Below are 18,672 nucleotides of genomic sequence, written 5' to 3'. Positions count from 1 at the left end.
GCGGTGTGCCGGGGCGGTGGGGGAGGGCGTGGACCTCCATGCCGAAGGCCGCGGCGCGGCGGGCCACCTCGGTGCCGATGGCGCCCAGGCCCAGGACGCCGAGGCGGCGGCCGTGCAGCTGGGCGCCGAGGAAGGCGTCGGCCTCCCAGCGCCAGTCGGCGCCGGAGCGGACGAACCGGTCCGCCTCCACGATCCGCCGGGCGCAGGCCAGCAGCAGGCCCAGGGTGTGCTCCGCGACGGCGGGAGCGAGGGCGCCGGCCGCGGTGACGACCTCGATCCCCGCCCGCCGGCACGCCTCCACCTCGATGTGGTCGACACCGGTGGAGTACGTGCCGACCACCCGCAGGCCGGGGCCCGCCGCCCGGACCAGGTCCTCGTCCACCGGCTCGTTGGCGGTCACCAGCAGCGCCGTGCTCCCGGCCACCGCCCGCAGCAGACTCCCGCGGTCGCCACCGGACCAGCGGGCCGGGGTCAGGCCCGCGGGCAGCGCGTCCGGGAGACCGGGGAGCCGGGCGGTGAGCAGCAGCCGGCGTTCAGTCGCGGGCATCGGGCTTCTTCCGCATGCCGTAGCGATGGCGGCACAGCGTCGTCGGGAACTGCCGTCCCCCGTCCAGGTTGACCCACTGCCGCAGCAGCAGCCGTCCCCCGCCTCCGGCGCCGTCGCTGAACGAACGGCGCGCGTGGACCACGATGTTGTTGTTGACCAGCTGGAGGTCCCCGGCGCGCAGCGCGTACTCGGTCGCGGCGCCGGGCCGCGCCGCGAGCGCCTCGAACAGATCGAGGGCGTGGCGCTCCAGATCGCTCACGGGCACATGTGTCACGGCGGGGGAGGAGTCGACGTAGTCGCGGAGGAAGTAGCGGCATGTCAACTGGCCGTGGTAGTAGCCGAAGACGGCGTTGCGGTAGGCCGGGGGGTCCTCCTCGTCGCGGTTCTCGTAGACGAACCCGTTGTAGTAGAGACCCAGCAAGTGCGGTGCCCGGCTCAGTAGTTCGTTGTAGATCGTCATGGCGCTGGCGATCAGCGAGGTGCCGCCGTCCGCGGCGGGCCGTACGCACAGCAGCAGCGCGAGGTCGCCGTCGTCCGAGTGGAAGCGCAGCGCGGAGGTCGTCTGATGGCCGCGCACCGCGCTGTTGTCCAGGCCGCCGTTGCCGTAGTCGCGGACGTCCGCGATGTACTCGCCCCGGGTGTTCTGCGAGACGGCGGTGCCCATCACGGCGCCCAGCGCCCGGTAGAGGCCGCGGATCTCGTCCGGCGCCAGGTCCGCCACCGGAAGGCCCCGGAGCACGGCCGTACCGATATGGGTCTCGGTGCGGTGCGCCGTCGAGTGCGCCAGTTCGGAGAGCAGGGGCATGGTCCGACGGGCCAGCGCCCGCCAGGGCTCGCGGTCCGCGAGGAGGGGGAGCGGCTCGGTGCGCAACGCCTTGGTGAGGGCCGTTGTCTCGTCCAGGTGCGCCGGGGTGAGTTCGTGCACGACACCCTCGGGCACCGGCAGCTCCGCGGCCAGCCACGCCGTGGGGTCGGTGATCGGCTCGGTGCGGATCGCCTGCGGCGGGTCAGGCAGGGTCATGGTGCTCCCCTTTCCGGAGGGCGGCTTTCCTGAGTACGACGAGCGCGGTGCCGTTGGCGGCCTCGACGAGGCCCGTACGGTCGAGGCCGCCCAGATCGGCGAGCGCGGCGAGCAGTTCGTCCTGGTGGAAGCGGGCCTCGCGCCCCCTGCCGCGGATGTGCTCGCGCATCACCTCGCCGGAGATGCCGCCCCAGCTGGGCAGCGGGATGTCCCGGTCGGGCAGTGCCGCGTAGTCGATCTCACCGACGTCGGGCCGCCAGAAGAGCCGCTGCTCGGCCGGGGTGAGCGCGTCATGGATCTGCCGGTCGCGGTCGTACCAGCCGAACCGGACGGTGAGGGCGAGCGTCCCGCCCTCGGCCACCAGATCGCGCAGCCCGCGCAGTCCGCCGGGCAGATCGGCCGCGCTGAACCGGTTCACCAGCCGGTCGGCGACCACCAGGTGGTACCGGCCGCGCAGCCGCTCGGGCAGCTCCCCGGTCACATCCACCAGGTGCCGCCGGTCCTCCGGCAGCCCGAGCCACTCGCCCGCCTCCCGCAGGATGCCGGGCGCGAAGTCGAGCACATGCAGCTCGGCCCCGGCGTCCTGGGCGGCCCTGGACAGGGAGACGGTACTGGCGCCGACCACGGCGGTCGGGGCTCCGGCGCGCATCAACCCGGCGAAGACGACGTCGTGTTCGGGTGCGGGGCCGCCGTAGTAGCCCGAGTTCCAGTAGCTGCCGCTGACGAGGTCCCAGGCGTGGGCCTTGGCCGGGAGTCGCGTCATGTCTCCTCCTTCAGGGTGGCCGTGATGGCGGTGCGCAGCCGCGAGACGATCTCGGCGACATCGCCCGCATCGGTGATCAGCGGGGGACACAGAGCCAGCACATCCCCCAAGTCGCGGACGATGAGCCCGAGATCACGGGCCTTGCGGGCGACCCGTCGGCCGATGCGGCGCTCCGGGTCGAAGGGCCGGCGACTCGCGCCGTCGGCCATCAGCTCCACCGCCGCGAGCCCGCCCACGCACCGCACCTCCCCGACCACGGGCAGCTCCAGCAGCCCCTCCAGGCAGGCGCGCAGCGACGCCTCCAGCGCGGCGACACGTGCCTCGATGCCGCGCTCGGCGAGGGCCCGCAGATGGGCGCGGGCGACGGCCGCCGCGACCGGGTGGCCGCCGAAGGTGGAACCGTGGCCGAGGACGCCGTACGACTCCGCCGCCCCGGCCACCGAACGGGTCAGGTCAGGGCCGAGCAGGACCGCGCCCAGCGGGGCGTACCCGGCGGTGATGCCCTTGGCCACCGTGACCGCCGCGGGCCGCAGCCCGAAGCGCCGGTGCCCGAACAGCGGCCCGAGCCGCCCGAACCCGCACACCACCTCGTCCGCCACCAGCGGGATCCCGAGGTCGGTGAGCAGCCGGTCCATCGCCGGCCAGTACTCCTGCGGCGGCACCAGGACCCCGCCCGCCGCCATGACGGGCTCGGCGACCATGGCGGCCACGTTCTCCGGGCCCGCCTCCTCGATCCGGCTCCGGGTGGTCCGCACGATCCGCTCGACGTACTCCGCGCGCGACTCGCCGTCGAGGTGATCGCGGTAGTAGTGCGCCCGGGGCACCCGCACGGTGAACGGCAGCGGCAGATCGAACCCCGCGTGCTGGTTCGGTATCCCGGCCAGCGAGGCGGCGCCGAGGGTGGTCCCGTGGAAGCCGGAGTCCCGGGTGACGACCAGCTTACGGTCCGGCGTCCCGTCCGCGTTGCTCGCCAGCCACAGGAACTTGAGCACCGACTCGACGGCCTCGGACCCCGAGGCGGCGAAGTACACCGAGCTGAAGCGCCCCTCGGCGGCGGCGAGCAACTCATGCGCCAGCGCCTCCGCTTCGACGCTGCCCCGGCCCAACGCGCAAGGGAACGCGGGCAGTCGGCGGTACGCCGAGGTGGCGGCCTCGATCAGCTCCGCGTCGGAGAAGCCGAGGTTGGCGTGCCACAGCCCGGACAGCGCGTCGATGTACTCCTTCCCCGCCGTGTCCCGGATGCGGATGCCCTCGCCCTCGGCGATGACCAGCGGCGACTCCTCCCGGTACACACGGTGGTCGGTGAAGGAGTAGACGATCGGCTCCGTCGCCAGCTCAGCCATGATGCGCCCCGCTCAGCGGGATGTTGTCGAGCAGCCGTACGCCACCGAGGCGGGCCGCGGCGAACAGCCGTACCGGCACCGGGCCGGTCATGTCCGCCACCTCGGTCAGTGCCTCCTCTTCGCAGGCCACCAGGTACTCCACCGCGAACCCCAGCGATCCGAGCCGCTCCCGGCCGGCCGCGAGCACCGCGGGCAGCGGACCGCCGGCCAGCACCTGGGCCCGCATCTCCTCAAGGCCCTTGCGCAGCGCGGGACTTATGGCCCGCGCCGCCGGGTCGAGGTTCTTGTTGCGGGAGGACATCGCGAGGCCGTCGGGCTCGCGCCGGGTGGCGCCCCGGACCACGGTCACCGGCAGCCGCAGGTCGGCGACCAGCGTCTCGATGATCCGCAGCTGCTGGAAGTCCTTCTCACCCCAGTACGTGCGGTCGGGCCGCACCAGGTTCAGGAAGAGCAGGCTCTCGGTCACCATGCCGTCGAAGTGGCCCGCGCGCGAGCGGCCGCACAGCTGGTGGCTCAGCCGGGGCACCGAGACATGGGTGCCGAAGTCGTCGAGCACCCGCTCGCCGCCGGGGAAGATCTCCGTCCAGCCCGGCAGGAACGCGACATCGGTGTCCCGTGCCGCCAGGAGTTCGAGGTCCCGTTCCACGGGCCGCGGATACGACTCGAAGTCCTCGTCCGGACCGAACTGGAGCGGGTTGACGAAGATGCTGCAGATGACCAGGTCGCACTCCGCGCGGGCCAGGTCCACCAGGCTCAGATGTCCCTCGTGCAGCGCTCCCATGGTGGGCACATAGCCGATGACGGCGCCCGCGCGGCGCCCGGCCTCCCACTCGGCGGCCAGTTCCCGGGCCGTGGTGACGACCTTCATCGCGCCTCCCCCAGCTTTGCCTCGACCGCCGCGAGCACGCGCCGGTGCACCTCCTCGAACGTCGCGTCCGCGTCGATCCACGTCCACGCCGACGCCTGCGGGAGCGCGGCGTACGCGGCCCGCATCCGGGTGAGGAAGCCGTGGTCGATCCACTCCTGCGGGTCCCGCGCCTTGACCCGGGCCACGGACAGCGCCGGGTCGAGGTCCATGAACAGGGTGAGCGTGGGCTCGGGCAGCCCCCGGAACAGGCCCTCGATCAGCCAGCGGTTGCTCGCGCCCAGCGCGTCGGCGGCGGCGATCTGGCAGTACGCGTACCGGTCCGCGATGATCAGATCGGTGCCCTCGGGCGCGGTGCCCAGCGAGGACATCGCCATCCACTTCACGGCCGCCGTCATGATCTTGTGGGTGTCGGGTCCGAGCATCGCGAACCGGTCGTCGTACCCGTGTTCCACGGCGACCTCGTCCAGCCGGGCCGACAGCCCCTGGAGGCTCGGGTTGGGATGCACGAACACCGACAGACCGCGGGCCTCGTAGGCGGCCTTCAGCATCTCGATCTGGGTGCTCTTTCCGGCGCCGTCCAGACCGATGAACGCGACGATGGGGGGTGTGGTCATCGGGCGCTCGCCACCTGCGGCAGCCGCCGGTCGGCGAGTTCCGTGAATGTCGCCTGGAGGATTCTGGTCTGCCCGTAGGAGGGCGCGGCGAACAGCAGGATCAACTCATTCTCCAGATCGACGAGGAAACTGGTGCCCGCCCGGCCGAGCCAGGCGACGCGGCGGGCGTTGCCGGGCCCGCAGTTTCGGGGCGAGATCTTGAAATTCAGACCGAATCCCCAGCCGGGCCCGGGTATGTAGTCGGGCCCGGTGTCGTGCAGCCCGGATATCTGGTCCGTCAGCAATTCCGCGCGCGCGGACGCGCTGAGGAAGCCGGAATCCGGTGCGGGGAGGAACACTGCCTGGAGGAAGGCCAGATAGTCCCGCAGGCTCGCCAGGCCGCCGCTGCCCGCGGACCGGAATCCGCTCGTGCGCCGCACATCGGCCAGCGCCTCACCGGTCGGCGGATCGAACGGCGGCTGGAGCACCACGTCCGGCGGCAGGCCCGGCGGCAGGAAAAACCCGCTCGACGTCATCCCGAGCGGCTCGAAGACATACGTGCGGAACAGGGCGTCCAGCGGTGTGCCGAGGTGGTGCTGGAGCAGCAGTCCGGCGACGTCCGCCGAGCGGCCGTACTCCCACTGGGTGCCGGGCGCGGCGGACAGTTCGCAGCCGAATATCCGCCGCAGGAAGTCGGTCTCGTCGGTGGCGTACCCGCGCTCGGTGTAGTCGTACGGCAGGACACCCGCCGCCCGGTACACCCGCTGCATCCGCTCGTGCTCCTTCGACCCCGCGAGGCCGGAGGACATCGTCAGCAGGTGGCGCAGGGTCATGGCGGCCGGAACCCGGACGCCGTCGAGCCCGGCGGCGAGTTCCGCGACCCGCAGGTCGAGTCCGGGGAGCCGGCCCGCGTCGATCAGACGAAGGGTGAGCGTCGCGAGCATCACCTTGGTCATCGAGTACAGGCGCACGACGCTGTCCAGGGACACCGGTGGTCCTGCCGGGGCGTTACGGCCCACGAACACCGTGTGCTGCTCACCGGCGGCGACATCGCGCAGACAGGCCGCGCCGCCACCGATCCGGCCGGCCTCCAGTTCGGCGGTCAGGGTGGCCGCGCAGTCCTGGGCCAGGGCCTCAAGTGCCTTGTGCATCACTGGAGTTCCCCGTTCGGTACGAGGCTCACGCGGCCGCTCTCGCAGCGCTCGGCGGCGGCCAGCGCGGCGGTGACCGCGTCCAGCGTGAACTCAGCGAGCGGCAGCCGCCGCAGCGGGGTGTCACCGCCGAGCAGGTCGACGGCGGCCGTCAGCTGGGGGACGCCGTAGCGGATCGCGCTGGAGACAGTGACGCCCTTGCGGGTCAGCACCCCGGGGCGGATCGAGACGACATCGGTGTCCCGGGTGTTGATGATGCCCATCATCACGATCTGGCCGCCCGGCCGCACCTGCTCCAGGGCCGTCCCGAACGCCTCCGGCGTGCCCGCCGCGACCACCACGACGTCGTAGTTCCCGTCGAGCGTCCCGCCCGCCGGGGGCAGCGATTCCAGCGCGCGGGCGTTCGGGAACAGCCCGGCGTTCGCGCGCCGCCCGGCGACCCGGTCGTACACGTCCCAGGACGTCTCCTGCGGCGCGCCCGCGACGACCGACAGACCGAGCGCGCCGGCCCCGATCACCAGGCACGGACCCGGCAGCACATCCGCCCGGATCCGGTCCACGACCGCCAGCCCCTGCGCCAGCGCGCAGTTGGCCAGGGCCGCGAGTGAACTGGGCACCCCCTCGGGCACCTTGACCGTGAACTGCTCCGGATGCAGGTGGTAATGGCTCGCGAACGCGCCCCGGAAATGCGGCTGTTCGAGGCTGGAGCGACCCCAGGAGGCGTACGCCACCTCGCAGAGGTTGGTCCGGCCGATCCGGCACATCGCGCAGCTGCCGCACACCCGGAAGTACGAGCAGACGAGCCGGTCGCCCTCGACCAGCCGCTCACCCCGCGCGTCGTACAGCGGCCCGCCCCCGGTGTCCACGACCCGGCCCACGAACTCGTGCCCGAGCACACAGTCGTGCAGCGTAGGATGCCCGCCGCGCCACAGATGGACGTCGCTGCCGCAGACGTTCGCCCGCTCGACGGCGAGCAGCGCCCCGCCGGGACGCGGCGGCAGCAGGGGGTGCTCGCGCCGCTCCAGACCGCCGTCGGCGCGCAGATTGATGGTGACACCGGTGGTCATCGAGGTCCTTCGGTCGGGGCGGGGAACACGATCGTCTTGGCGAAGCACATGTTGCGCGCCGACGACAGCACGCCCTCCCGGCCATGGCCGCTGTGCCCCACTCCGCCGAAGGGGGCCAGCGGATGGTCGTACTGCGGGCCGTCGTTGAGGACGACCGTGCCGACCGGCAGCCGCTGGGCGAGGTTCATGGCACGGTCCAGGTCGCGGGTGAAGACGCCGACCTGGAGGCCGCCGGTGTAGCTGTCGGGGAGGTCGTCCAGCGCGCGGTCCGTCAGGGCGATCACGGGGGCCAGCGGCGCGAGGAACTCCTCGGTCACCAACTGGGCCTGCGGATCGACGTGGTTGAGGACGGTGGGCCAGCACTGGGCGCCCCGGTACTCGCCGCCCGCCATGACCTCGGCGCCGCCGGTGACCGCCGCCTGCACCGCCGTACGCACCCGGGCCACCGCGTCCGCGTCGATGAGCGTGCCGATCCGGGTGCCGCGCTCGGCGGGATCGCCCACCCGCCAGGCCGCGCTCTCCTCGACCAGCAGATGGGCGAATTCCTCGGCCACCTCGTGCGCGGCCAGGATGCGCTTGACCCCCCGGCAGGACTGGCCCGCGTTGCCGAACGCGCCCTGGGCGGCCGCGCGGGCGGCGGCCGGCAGATCGGCGTCCGCGCACACCACCAGGGCGCCCACATCGCCCAACTCGTAGCAGCCGGGCCGCGGTCCGGCCGTCGCGGCGACGGCCGCGGCGCCGCGCGCGCCGCCGGTGAACGCCACGAAGTCCGTCGCGGGATCCGCGAGCAGCGCCCGGGCGACGTCCGGACCGCCGGTCCACAGCGAGAGGTACTCGGGCGGGTAGCCGCAGTCGAGCAGGATCTCGACGGCCAGCACGGCGCTCGCACCGGCCCGTTCGGACGGCTTGAGGGTGATCGGCGCGCCCGCCAGCATCGCCGGGGCCACCTTCACGATCAGCTGGGCCAGCGGGCGGTTGTACGGCGTGATCGCCAGGACCCGGCGGTACGGCTGCGGCGTGGTCACGGCCAGCCGGTCGCCCCCGGGCCCGGACAGCCGGGTCGAGGTGCCGTCGAGGTGGTGCACCGCCTCCGCCGCCAGCTGGAGCCAGCGGACCGAGCGGTCGACCTCCTTCTCCGCGTCCGTCACCGGCATGCCGATCTCGGCGGAGACGGACGCGGCCATCTCCGCCTTGCGGGCCTCCAGCCCCTCGGCGCAGTCGCGCAGCACGCGGGCGCGGTCGGCGGCGGCCAGTGCCCGTACGGGCCTGTGCCCGTGCGGTACCTCCCGCGCCGAGGCATGGCTGACGGTGGCCACGAGCCGGCCGTCGTAGGGGCTCCGTACCTCGTGCGGCAGTTCGCCGTGCCGCCAGCTCCCGTTCTCGAAGACACCCGGGCGGACCGGTGGCGGTTCCTGTGCCGGAGCGCCGGGGCGTCCCGGGTTCGGCTCGTCGGTGGGATGGGCGACTACGGACATGATGTTCCTCGAATCATCTGTGCGTCGCACGGTCGGCCGACCCGTTCGGGTGCGCCCGCTGGGGAGTCGGCCGTGCCGTGCCCTCCCTCGGCTGTCGTCCGCCGATCCGCTCGGCGGACCCACCGGTCACTCGAACGAGTGCTCCGGCCCCGGGAACCCGCCGCCCTGCACATCGGCGGCGAACTCCCGTGCGGCGCGCTCCAGTTCTCCGGCCATGTCGGCGTACCGCCGGACGAATCTCAGGGGCCGTCCCGTGCGCAGCCCGGCCATGTCCTGCCAGATCGCGACCTGGGCGTCGCAGTCGGGCCCGGCGCCGATGCCGATGGTGGGGACGGGCAGCTCGGCGGTGAGCCGCCCCGCGAGCGGCGCGGGAACCATCTCCAGTACGACCGCGAACGCGCCCGCGTCCACGACGGCTCGGGCGTCCGCCAGCACCGCCTCGGCGCCGCCGGCGCGGCCCTGGACCCGGTATCCGCCCAACTGGTGCTCGCTCTGCGGGGTGAACCCGATGTGCGCCATCACCGGGACGCCCGCACGCACGAGTTGGGAGATCTGCGGCGCCATGTCCCGTCCGCCCTCCAGCTTCACGGCCTGGCAGCCGCCCTCCTTGAGGAAGCGGACGGCGGTGCGCAGGGCCTGTCTCCCGTCCTCCTCGTAGGAGCCGAAGGGCAGGTCGGCGACGACCAGGGAGCGGGGCGCGGAACGCGCCACCGCCCGTACCAGCGGCAGCAGTTCGTCCACGGTGACCGGGATCGTGGTGTCATGGCCGAGCACATTGTTGGCCGCCGAGTCACCCACCAGCAGCACGGGAATGCCCGCGGCGTCGAAGAGGGCGGCGGTGTACTGGTCGTAGCTGGTCAGCATGGCCCAGCGATGGCCCGCCGCCTTGGCCGCGAGCAGATGAGGCGTCCGGACCCGGCCGTGCGCCGGCCACGCGAACGCGGCGGGAGATTCGCTTGCCGGCTCTTCAGACATGACATTCCCCCCTGAGACGTCGTCCCGGCCCGAGCCAAGCACCAGACCAAGATCGATCAGTGGGTGATCGTAACCTCACAATTCTTGGCCTACAACAGTCTGTCGCTCCGGCGCGGAATGTGACGCGCGTTACTGCGGGGGCAGGGGCGATCTGGTCCACTGCGGGCCTTCGGGGGAGAGGTGACCATGGCTCAAGCCGAGCTGGGCGGCGAGGAAAAGACCCGCAACTCCGGTAAAGCGGGCATGTTCTGGCGGTACTGGACCGCCTCGACGGCCAGCGGCGTCGGGGATGCCGTGACCACCGTGGCGCTGCCGCTGGTGGCCATCGAGACATTGCACGCCAGTGCGTTCGAGGTGAGTCTGCTGCCCGCCGCGCGCTTCGTCGCCTGGCTGGCGATCGGGCTGCCCGCCGGAGTCATCGTGCAGCGGCTGCCGTTGCGCGGCACCCAGATCGCCATGGACCTGATCCGGGCGGCGGCGATGGCCTGGGTGCCGCTCGCCGCGGCGCTCGGGATCCTCCGGCTGTGGCAGCTCGTGCTCGTCACCCTGGTGATCGGCCTCGCCGGTGTCGTCTTCGACGTGGGCAACTCCAGCTTCCTGCCCAGCATCGTGAGCAAGGAGGAACTGACCGCGCGCAACAGCCTGTTGTCGGGTTCCAGCGCCGCGACCCAGCTCGGCGCGCCCTCGCTCGGCGGTGTGCTCGTGCAGTTCTGCGGCGCCGCGACCAGCCTCCTGGTCGACGCCGTCAGCTACGTCGTCTCCGGCGTGATCCTGTGGACCGTGCCCCGCCCGAAGGACAAGCGGGCCCCGGCGGCGGCCGGTTCACCCTGGGCGCAGATCTCGGAGGGCTGGCGCCATGTCACCCGGCACCCGGTGATCCGCCCGTGCGTGACCGCCGCGACACTGGTGAACTTCGTCTGCGGCACGCTGATCGCGCTCACCCCGCTGTATCTGGTGCGCACGCTGGGCACACCCGTCGGTCTGGTCGGTGTGGTCATGGCGACGGACGGGCTGGGCAGCCTGCTCGGCGCGGCCCTGACCCCGCGCCTGGCCGCCCGCCTCGGCAGCGCGCGGGCGATCCGCTGGGCGACGCCGGTCGGGGCGGTGGCCCTGGTGCTGCTGCCGCTCAGCTCCGGCGGCTGGGGGCTGCTCCTGTTCGGCCTCGGGAACACCGTCTTCACCATGGGTGTCGTGGTGCTGAGCATCCTCACCCGCACGCACCGCCAGAGCGTGACCCCGCCGGAGCTGCTGCCCCGGGTGATGGCCACCGTGCGGTTCGTGTCCTGGGGCGCGGTGCCGGTCGGCTCGCTCCTCGCGGGCACGGCGGCCGCGGGACTCGGCACGCGCGACGCCCTGTGGCTGGTCGCCGCGGTGGCCCTGCTGGCGCCGCTGGCCCTGTGGGCGGGTCCGGTACGGCGGATGCGGGTGCTGGCCTGAGGGGGCGGGTGCCGGTGCCGGTAGGAGCCGTACGGCCGATACCGGTACGGCGATTCGGTGCCCGCCGCGCGCGCCGCCCCCGGCACCGATGACCGGGGCTTTTGCCGCTACTGCCGGTACCCCCCGAGGAACCTCCCGATCCGCCCGATCGCCGCCTCCAGATCGTCGGCCTGGGGCAGGGTGAGGATGCGGAAGTGGTCCGGGGAGGGCCAGTTGAAGCCGGTGCCCTGCACGACCTGGATCTTCTCGCGCAGCAGCAGGTCCAGGACGAACTTCTCGTCGTCGTGGATGCGGTGCACCTTGGGGTCCAGACGCGGGAAGGCGTACAGCGCGCCCTTGGGCTTGACGCAGGAGACTCCCGGGATCTCGTTGAGCTTCTCCCAGGCCACCGTGCGCTGCTCGTACAACCGCCCGCCGGGCACGGTGAGTTCGCGGATGGACTGCCGGCCGCCGAGCGCGGCCTGGATGGCGTACTGCGCGGGCGCGTTGGCGCACAGCCGCATGGAGGCGAGCATGGTCAGCCCCTCCAGGTAGTCCTTCGCATGCTGCCGGGGACCGGTGACGACCAGCCAGCCGGAGCGGAAGCCCGCCACGCGGTACGTCTTGGAGAGCCCGCAGAAGGTGAGGACGACCAGGTCGGGGGCGAGGGCGGCGGCCGAGTGGTGCACGGCGTCGTCGTACAGGATCTGGTCGTAGATCTCGTCCGCGAACACCATCAGGCCGTGCCGGCGGGCGAGGTCCAGGATGCCCTCGACGACCTCCTTCGGATATACCGCGCCCGTCGGGTTGTTGGGGTTGATGATGACCAGGGCCTTGGTGCGGTCCGTGATCTTCGAGGCCATGTCGGCGAGGTCCGGGTTCCAGTCCGCCTGCTCGTCGCACAGGTAGTGCACGGCCTTGCCGCCGGCCAGCGTGGTGACCGCGGTCCAGAGCGGGAAGTCCGGCGCGGGGATCAGGATCTCGTCGCCGTCCTCGATGAGCGCCTGTACGGCCATGGAGACCAGCTCCGAGACGCCGTTGCCCAGGTAGACGTCGTCCACGTCGACTTCGAGGCCCAGGTTCTGGTAGCGCTGGGCGACGGCGCGGCGGGCGGAGAGCACGCCCCGGGAGTCCGTGTAGCCATGGGCCCGGGGCAGCATCCTGATCATGTCCTGGAGGATCTCCTCCGGTGCCTCGAACCCGAAGGCCGCGGGGTTGCCGGTGTTCAGGCGCAGCACACTGTGGCCCGCCTCCTCCAGCGCGTCCGCGTGCTCGATCACCGGGCCGCGGATCTCGTAACAGACCTCGCTGAGCTTGTTCGACTGCCGGAACTCCATGCGTCCCTCCGGGAACTCGTGTTACTTGGTTTTACCAAGCTGGAGCTTGGAAAGTCCAACAACGCGTCTAGACTGCGTCGCATGCCACCTCGCCGAAGCTACGACCAGTACTGCTCCGCGGCCCGTGCGCTCGACCTCGTCGGGGACCGCTGGACCCTGCTGATCGTCCGGGAACTGCTCGCCGGCCCGCGTCGCTACACCGACCTGCACGCCGACCTGCCCGGCGTGAGCACCGATGTCCTCGCCTCCCGGCTGAAGGACATGGAACGCGACGGCCTGGCCACCCGGCGCCGGCTGCCGCCCCCCGGCGCGGCCACGGTCTACGAACTCACGCCGCGCGGAGCCGCGTTGCTGCCCGTCCTCCAAGCGTTCGGCGCCTGGGGCGAGGCAGAACTCGGCGAGCGCCGCCCGACGGACGCGGTCCGCGCCCACTGGTTCGCCCTGCCGCTGCTGCGCGCGCTGGCGGGACTCGGCGTGCGGGGGCTGGTCGAAGTCCGCCTGGAGGAGGGCGACTTCCATGTCCGCGCGGGCGGGGAACCGCCGGCCGCGGCACCGGCTGACTCGGCACCGGCTGACTCGGCACCGGCTGACTCGGCACCGGCGGATGCGGCCCCGGTGTACGCGGCCCCGGTGTACGGCGACGGCCCCGCCCCCACCCCCGTGGACGCGCGCCTCACCTTGCCGACCCCGGTCTCCGAGGCCGTGGCCCGCGGCACCCTCCCGCTCCTGGAGGCCCTGCGCGCCGGGCAGGTCACGGTGGAGGGCGAGGGGCCGGTGGCGAAGGCGCTGCGGGAGGGCTGACGGAACCCTTCTGAGGCCGCGGTCAGGGCGCCGGGTTCACGAGGCGGCCGCCAGGCTCCATTCCCCCGAGTGGCCGGGCGGAAGCCCGAGGTCGTGCCGGACGGCCGCGTAGTACGCCTCCCGTGCGGCCCGCTGGCGCGCCATCATGGCCCGCCAGGTCTCGGGGTCGTGGGCCTCGGCGCGCAGGAACCGTTCCATGTCCATCACCGCGACGACCCACTCGCGGGCCCGGTCGACCACTGCGGTGCTGCCGAGCATCAGCAGCGCCTCCCCGGCGGGATCCCGGGCGTCGGTCGCCTCGGCCAGCTGGAGAGCGGCCTCCTCGGGGGACAGCGGGTGCGGATGGGGGTCGACGCCCAGATGGGCCGCGATCCGGTAGGCCAGGGTGACGGACTGCTTGAGCGCCCTCGCGTACTCGGCGTAGATCGCGAGGCGCCGCTCCTCCCAGCGGGTGGCCCGCTCGCGGTGGAAGCGGATCCGATCGCCGCGGGCGATCGCCAGATACGAGCCGACGGCGCCGATGACGACCCCGAACAGCGCCGGAAGCTGCTGTATGAACGCGGACATGACGCCAAGCTATCGGCTGCCGCGCGCGACTGGGACGGGAAGCGGGGGCCCGGCCGGAGCCAGGAACAGAAGCCCCGGCTGGGTAACGACAAAAGGGCCCGCCACCTGGGCGGGCCCTTCTCCACGGCGAGGTCAGACGGTCGGCGGCCGGCCGTGACCCCGCGTCAGCGCGTATCCGCCGATGCCGGCCAGCGCGGCGAGCACCGCGCCGATGCCCGTCCACACCCAGCGGTCGGACCACCAGCCGGAGGACCAGCCGTCACGCGAGCCGAAGCTGGAGAGCACGGCGGTCCTGGAATCGTCGCCCTGTGCCTCGGACTTGACCGCGATGCCGGGGACCAGCGGCTTGCCCAGGGAGCCGTCGACGGCCGAAGGACCGCCGATGTCCTTGGAGTCCACCTGGATCTCGGCGTTCACCGGCTGGCCGAGATCGGCGGCGCCCATGTCCACGACCGTCAGCCGGACGTAGTACGTGCCCGGCAGCGGATCGTTGGCCCACGGCTCCGCCCAGCCGCGCACCGTCCGCATCACACAGGCCAACTCGACGGAGTTGGCGCCCTGTTCGACGGCGCGGGAGGAGGCGCCGTACTGGCAGGACTGCCTGCGGCGCAGCCCGTCGAACACATCGAGCTGCCAGGTCTCGGCGCCGTGCGTCCCCGGCAGCTTCACGGTCGCCTTGACCGTCGGCCGCTGCCCCGTGTCCGCGGGGAACGACCAGTACAGGTAGTCACCGGTGGACCCGGAGGCCGTCGCCTGCTGACCCTGCTGGAGCTCCGTCGCCGTACGGAAGGACGTGCCCGCCTGCGTGGGCGCCGAGGAGTCGGAGCCGTCGGAGGCGCTGGGGGAGGGCGAGGAGTCGGCGGCGGCCGGTCCCGCGGCGAGGCCGAGGGCGAGCAGCGTCGTGCCCAGGGCACTCAATACTCGTACGGCCCGCATCAGTTCGTCCTCCAGATCGCGACGCGCCAGCGCGACAGCCAGCCCCACAGCACACCCGCGAGGAAGCCGATGAGCACCAGCGTGCCCAGCAGCCACCAGCCGCGGCCGAGACCGAACGAGGCCACGTCGTGCGCCTGGTCGGGACCGCTGACCACGTCCACGGTCAGCTCCAGCGGCAGACCCGGCGTGCTCTTCACGCTCGCGGGCGCCGAGAAGGAGTGCGCGACCTCCAGACACACCGTCTCCGCCGGCGCGTTGTCGTCGTCGCTCGACGGCTTCGGATAGCGCAGCCCGGTGGAGATCATGTCGGTGCGCCCGGTACCGGCCGCCTCACCGCGGACGATCTCCCGCCCCTTGGCGGTCACCGCCCGCAGCAGCACCCCGTAGGAGGGGTTCACGGCCCGGTCGTCCGCGACGCTCACCGAGGCGCGCAGCTCCTGGCCGGGCTTGACGTCGACCTTGTACCAGCGCTGCTGCCCGAAGGCCGCGCGGTCGGTGTACAGACCGGACTTCAGCGTCGGCGCGCTCGTGCACTGCCCGGCGCCCGAGGTGGCCACCGGCGTCACCACCGGATCGGCCGCCCGGTGCACCAACTGGCCGACCCGGTCGGTCAGTTCCTCCTTGTGCTGCACGGAGGTGTATGTGCCGCCGGTCGCGTCCGCGATGCAGCTGAGCTGGTCACGGGTCTTGGAGTCCGGCACCAGGCCCAGCGTGTCGATGGTCAGGCCGATGCCCTTGGCGGCTATCTCCCGGGCCACCTCGCACGGGTCCAGCGGCTGACAGGTGTCCTCGCCGTCGCTGATCAGCACGATCCGGCGGGTTCCGGAACCACCGTCGAGATCGCCCGCCGCCTTCAGCAGCGCGGGCCCGATCGGCGTCCAGCCGGTCGGCTGGAGCGTGGCCACCGCGGTCTTCGCGTCGGTCCGGTCCAGCGGGCCGACCGGATACAGCTGCGCGGTGTCCTTGCAGCCCTCCTTGCGGTCGTTTCCGGGGTAGTTGGCGCCAAGCGTGCGGATGCCCAGTTCCACGTCCTGCGGGGTCGCGTCGAGCACATCGTCGAACGCCTGCTTCGCCGCCGCCATCCGGGTGCCGCCGTCGATGTCCCGGGTCCGCATGGATCCGCTGACGTCCAGCACCAGTTCGACCTTCGGAGCGGCCTGCTCCGTCTCGTCGGCGGCCGCCGCTGTCGGGAACGTGAGCCCGGCGGCCAGTGCGGCGAGCAGGGCGCACACTCCTACCGCCAGCCGTTGTCTTCTGATCATCGACGGATCCTATTGATCAATCGTGCCGGGCTCCAAAACGAGCGGGTGGGGCAGCTCCGTCCACTGGTCGCCCGGTGTCCCCGGCGACAGCCGCATCAGCGTCAACGCCTTCGCGGGCACCGGACCTCGGCGCAGCGCCGCGAGATCGGACGTGTCGGGAAGGTCCGGCACGACCGCCGCCAGGGCCGCTCCGAGCGCCGGTCCCGACCCCGCGACCGAGGCCAGCGCGCCCGCCACCAGGGAGCCGAACAGCTTGCGGCGCAGGGCGGTTTTATCGTCCGTGACCAGCCGTCCGGCGAGCGCGGGCGGCGCGATGCCGTGCCGGGCGAGACGGGCCGGGCTGATCCGGATGTCGGCCAGATCGCGGTAGACCAGCCGCCGCGGGCTCCCGTCGGCGGCCAGCACCACCAGCAGGTTCTGGCCGTGCGCCTCCAGGGCCACCCCGAGATCGAGCAGCCGCAGCCCCACGGTCAGCGCGAGCCGGGTGAACGCGGCCAGCCACCCCGGGTCCCGGGGCAGCGACGTGGTGGCGAGCGCGGCCACCGGCAGGACCCGCTCACCCAGCCCCGCGCACCGCTCGGGCGACTCCCGCAGCAGCGCGGCCAGTTCGGCGGTCCCCGCGGTGACCGCGCCCAGCGTGCGGGTGATGTCCAGCAACCCGTCGGTGCGCTCCGCGAGTTCGGCCGCGAAGTCGGACAGGATCGCCGCCGCCTGCACCGAGTACGGCGAGATGTCCCGCACCGAGGAGGTCAGCCGGGAGCTCAGCGCCGTCTTCACATGGAGTCCGCCGGGCACGGCCAGCGTCCGCAGGGACATCAGCGGACGGGCCGGGCACCAGTCGTCGTACGACCGCTTCAGCACCTGCGCCGCCTGCCATGGGTGCACCGGTACCAACAGCCGGTCCCCGTCCCGCAGTTCCTCGGGCCACTCGCCGGTCAGCAGGCACTCGGCGGCCGGTACCGGCAGCGTCCCGAGCCGTACCACGGGCCGGTGCTCCGGGGCGTACGCCAGCTGGTCCGCGACCGAGAACCCGGGCCGGGAACGGCAGTTGGGATGGAAGGGGTGCCCGTCCACCACCCGCTGCTCCCACTCCCAGTCGCGTTCCGGCCACTCCTTCGGGTGATCGGCGGCTGCCCGGGACAGCGCCAGGGAGGCCGCGCTGTGTCCCAGCTCCGCCGCGAACCCCTCGGCCCCCGGCCCCACTCCGGCCCCGGCCGCCAGTTCCGCCATCAGCCGGGCCGGATCCTCGTACCGCTGCCGGTCCAGGCGCACGGCGGTGACATAGGCGTGCGTGGCGTACGGGTCCGGGTGCGGGCCGTGCAGCGCCCGGCCGTCGGCCAGCCGCAGCGTCAGGCCGTACGCCCCGCTCGACCGGCCGGTGATCCAGGGCAGCGGCTCGTGCGCGAGCCCCCGCCACAGCCGGGTCAGCACGGCCGCGCGGGCACCGGGCAGCTCGGCGTCGTACCGGGGCAGCAGCCCGGGGCGTACGGCCCGCAGCTCCGCGGCGACCTCGGCCTCGGCGGTGGGGGAGTGGGACACGGTCGGCTCCTCGATCGCGGCCGGTACGGGGCACGATGGTCGGGTACGGAAGACAGCACCATGGTCGGATACGAAGCCATACTGATCGCTTCCGGGCCCCTTGCGAAGAACGCGCCCACCCGGGTGCGACGCTCGAAGCAGACCGGCCTGAAGAAGACCGGCTCGAAGAAGAACGCCACCGAAGAACGAATGGATCGCGTGGACCTCAAGCCTCCCGCAGCCGCCGTCGGCCGGCTCGCCGACGCCTATGCGGCCGCCCCCCTGCTCAACTGCCTGCTCCGGGAGGTGGCCGAGCCACTGCCCGGCGCCCCCGGTCAGCCGCCGGTGCACCGGCTGCCCGGCACCGGACGGCTGCTGCGCGTGCGCGCAGGGCGCCGCCCCGCCGAGCCCGAACTGTTCGCGGCCGGTGCCTGGCATCGCGTCGGCCATCCCGAACTGGTCAAACTCGTCGCCGAGGAACTGCGCCGGCACACCGGGCTGCCCGGCGGCGATCTGCCCGCCGAGATGATCGACAGCCGGGAGGCCGTCGCCGCGCTGCTCGCCGCCCGCGCCCGTACCACCCCGCCGGACGACCGCTATCAGCGCTCCGAGCAGTCCCTGATCACCGGCCACCCCTATCACCCGGCGCCCAAGGCGCGCGGCGGCGGCCCGGTCGCGTCCTGGCTGCCGTACGCCCCCGAGGCGTACGCCCGCTTCCCGCTGGTGCTGCTCGGGGTGCGCGAGGACCAGGTGGCCGAGGAGGGCGACACCCGCGCCCTGGACGCCCTGGACAGCGCGCCTCCCGGCTACCGGCTGCTGCCCGCCCACCCCTGGCAGCTCGACCTGGTCGCCGACACCCTCGCCCCCGCCTTCGCCGACGGCCGCCTCGTCCGGCTCGGCACCACCCCCTTCGACACCTGGCCGACCGCCGCGATCCGCACGGTGTACGAGCCGCGGGCCGACCTGTTCCTGAAGTTCAGCCTGGACGTGCGGATCACCAACGACATCCGCCGGCTCTGGCGCCACGACCTG

Annotated in this window: 18 protein-coding genes; 3 read left to right on the top strand and 15 right to left on the bottom strand. The window is 72.9% G+C overall.

Annotation, left to right across the window (positions count from 1 at the left end):
- The 10 genes from CCN72_RS13720 to panB form a co-directional block, all read right to left on the bottom strand.
- Positions 1-547 (bottom strand): NAD(P)-dependent oxidoreductase (locus tag CCN72_RS13720; RefSeq protein ID WP_279630236.1); only part of this gene is annotated, 547 nt, incomplete at its 3' end.
- Positions 534-1,568 carry a TauD/TfdA family dioxygenase gene (locus CCN72_RS13715; protein WP_086807771.1) on the bottom strand — a complete coding sequence of 345 codons (1,035 nt, stop codon included), beginning with the start codon at positions 1,566-1,568 and terminating at the stop codon, positions 534-536. The genes CCN72_RS13720 and CCN72_RS13715, both read right to left, overlap by 14 nt.
- Positions 1,555-2,331, bottom strand: a complete 777-nt coding sequence (locus tag CCN72_RS13710) for a hypothetical protein (protein ID WP_086807770.1) — start codon at positions 2,329-2,331, stop codon at positions 1,555-1,557. Before CCN72_RS13710 ends, CCN72_RS13715 begins: the two co-directional genes overlap by 14 nt.
- A complete protein-coding gene (locus tag CCN72_RS13705; RefSeq protein ID WP_086807769.1) occupies positions 2,328-3,674 on the bottom strand; it encodes an aminotransferase class III-fold pyridoxal phosphate-dependent enzyme in 1,347 nt (448 codons plus the stop codon). The genes CCN72_RS13710 and CCN72_RS13705 overlap by 4 nt, the downstream gene beginning before the upstream one ends.
- On the bottom strand, positions 3,667-4,542 hold the full coding sequence (panC, locus tag CCN72_RS13700) for a pantoate--beta-alanine ligase (RefSeq protein WP_086807768.1): 876 nt from the start codon (positions 4,540-4,542) through the stop codon (positions 3,667-3,669). The genes CCN72_RS13705 and panC overlap by 8 nt, the downstream gene beginning before the upstream one ends.
- Complete coding sequence (locus CCN72_RS13695) at positions 4,539-5,156, bottom strand: dTMP kinase (RefSeq protein WP_037661430.1); 618 nt, start codon at positions 5,154-5,156, stop codon at positions 4,539-4,541. Before CCN72_RS13695 ends, panC begins: the two co-directional genes overlap by 4 nt.
- Entirely contained in the window at positions 5,153-6,286 is a 1,134-nt protein-coding gene (locus CCN72_RS13690) for a serine hydrolase domain-containing protein (protein WP_086807767.1), read from the bottom strand. The genes CCN72_RS13695 and CCN72_RS13690 overlap by 4 nt, the downstream gene beginning before the upstream one ends.
- On the bottom strand, positions 6,286-7,353 hold the full coding sequence (locus tag CCN72_RS41385) for an alcohol dehydrogenase catalytic domain-containing protein (RefSeq protein WP_086807766.1): 1,068 nt from the start codon (positions 7,351-7,353) through the stop codon (positions 6,286-6,288). The genes CCN72_RS13690 and CCN72_RS41385 overlap by 1 nt, the downstream gene beginning before the upstream one ends.
- Positions 7,350-8,828: an aldehyde dehydrogenase family protein gene (locus tag CCN72_RS13680; RefSeq protein WP_086807765.1), complete on the bottom strand. Its 1,479-nt coding sequence runs from the start codon at positions 8,826-8,828 to the stop codon at positions 7,350-7,352. Before CCN72_RS13680 ends, CCN72_RS41385 begins: the two co-directional genes overlap by 4 nt.
- Positions 8,829-8,954: 126 nt before the next feature.
- Positions 8,955-9,803: a 3-methyl-2-oxobutanoate hydroxymethyltransferase gene (gene panB, locus CCN72_RS13675; RefSeq protein ID WP_086807764.1), complete on the bottom strand. Its 849-nt coding sequence runs from the start codon at positions 9,801-9,803 to the stop codon at positions 8,955-8,957.
- 186 nt (positions 9,804-9,989) lie between these two features.
- Between panB and CCN72_RS13670 the strand changes: the two genes are divergently transcribed.
- Complete coding sequence (locus tag CCN72_RS13670) at positions 9,990-11,240, top strand: MFS transporter (RefSeq protein WP_086807763.1); 1,251 nt, start codon at positions 9,990-9,992, stop codon at positions 11,238-11,240.
- 107 nt (positions 11,241-11,347) lie between these two features.
- Here CCN72_RS13670 and CCN72_RS13665 read toward each other — a convergent pair whose 3' ends face one another.
- Positions 11,348-12,556: a pyridoxal phosphate-dependent aminotransferase gene (locus CCN72_RS13665; RefSeq protein WP_086807762.1), complete on the bottom strand. Its 1,209-nt coding sequence runs from the start codon at positions 12,554-12,556 to the stop codon at positions 11,348-11,350.
- 81 nt (positions 12,557-12,637) lie between these two features.
- On the opposite strand from CCN72_RS13665, the gene CCN72_RS13660 reads away from it, so the two are divergent.
- Entirely contained in the window at positions 12,638-13,357 is a 720-nt protein-coding gene (locus CCN72_RS13660) for a winged helix-turn-helix transcriptional regulator (RefSeq protein ID WP_086807761.1), read from the top strand.
- Positions 13,358-13,393: 36 nt separating this feature from the next.
- On the opposite strand, the gene CCN72_RS13655 is transcribed toward CCN72_RS13660, so the two are convergent.
- The 4 genes from CCN72_RS13655 to CCN72_RS13640 form a co-directional block, all read right to left on the bottom strand.
- Positions 13,394-13,924, bottom strand: a complete 531-nt coding sequence (locus CCN72_RS13655) for a hypothetical protein (protein ID WP_086807760.1) — start codon at positions 13,922-13,924, stop codon at positions 13,394-13,396.
- Positions 13,925-14,056: 132 nt separating this feature from the next.
- A complete protein-coding gene (locus tag CCN72_RS13650) occupies positions 14,057-14,860 on the bottom strand; it encodes a hypothetical protein (protein WP_086807772.1) in 804 nt (267 codons plus the stop codon).
- On the bottom strand, positions 14,860-16,122 hold the full coding sequence (locus tag CCN72_RS13645; RefSeq protein ID WP_086807759.1) for a VWA domain-containing protein: 1,263 nt from the start codon (positions 16,120-16,122) through the stop codon (positions 14,860-14,862). The genes CCN72_RS13650 and CCN72_RS13645 overlap by 1 nt, the downstream gene beginning before the upstream one ends.
- A gap of 9 nt (positions 16,123-16,131) precedes the next feature.
- Positions 16,132-17,661, bottom strand: a complete 1,530-nt coding sequence (locus CCN72_RS13640) for an IucA/IucC family protein (protein ID WP_086807758.1) — start codon at positions 17,659-17,661, stop codon at positions 16,132-16,134.
- A gap of 189 nt (positions 17,662-17,850) precedes the next feature.
- Here CCN72_RS13640 and CCN72_RS13635 point away from each other — a divergent pair.
- On the top strand, positions 17,851-18,672 hold an 822-nt coding region (locus tag CCN72_RS13635; RefSeq protein ID WP_208638000.1), incomplete at its 3' end, for an IucA/IucC family protein.

Origin of the sequence: Streptomyces murinus (assembly GCF_002154555.1) — a bacterium.
In the GTDB taxonomy this organism is placed as follows: Bacteria; Actinomycetota; Actinomycetes; order Streptomycetales; family Streptomycetaceae; genus Streptomyces; species Streptomyces murinus.
The sequence above is the reverse complement of the archived record's forward strand: the minus strand, read 5'-3'. Positions and strand labels throughout refer to the sequence as shown.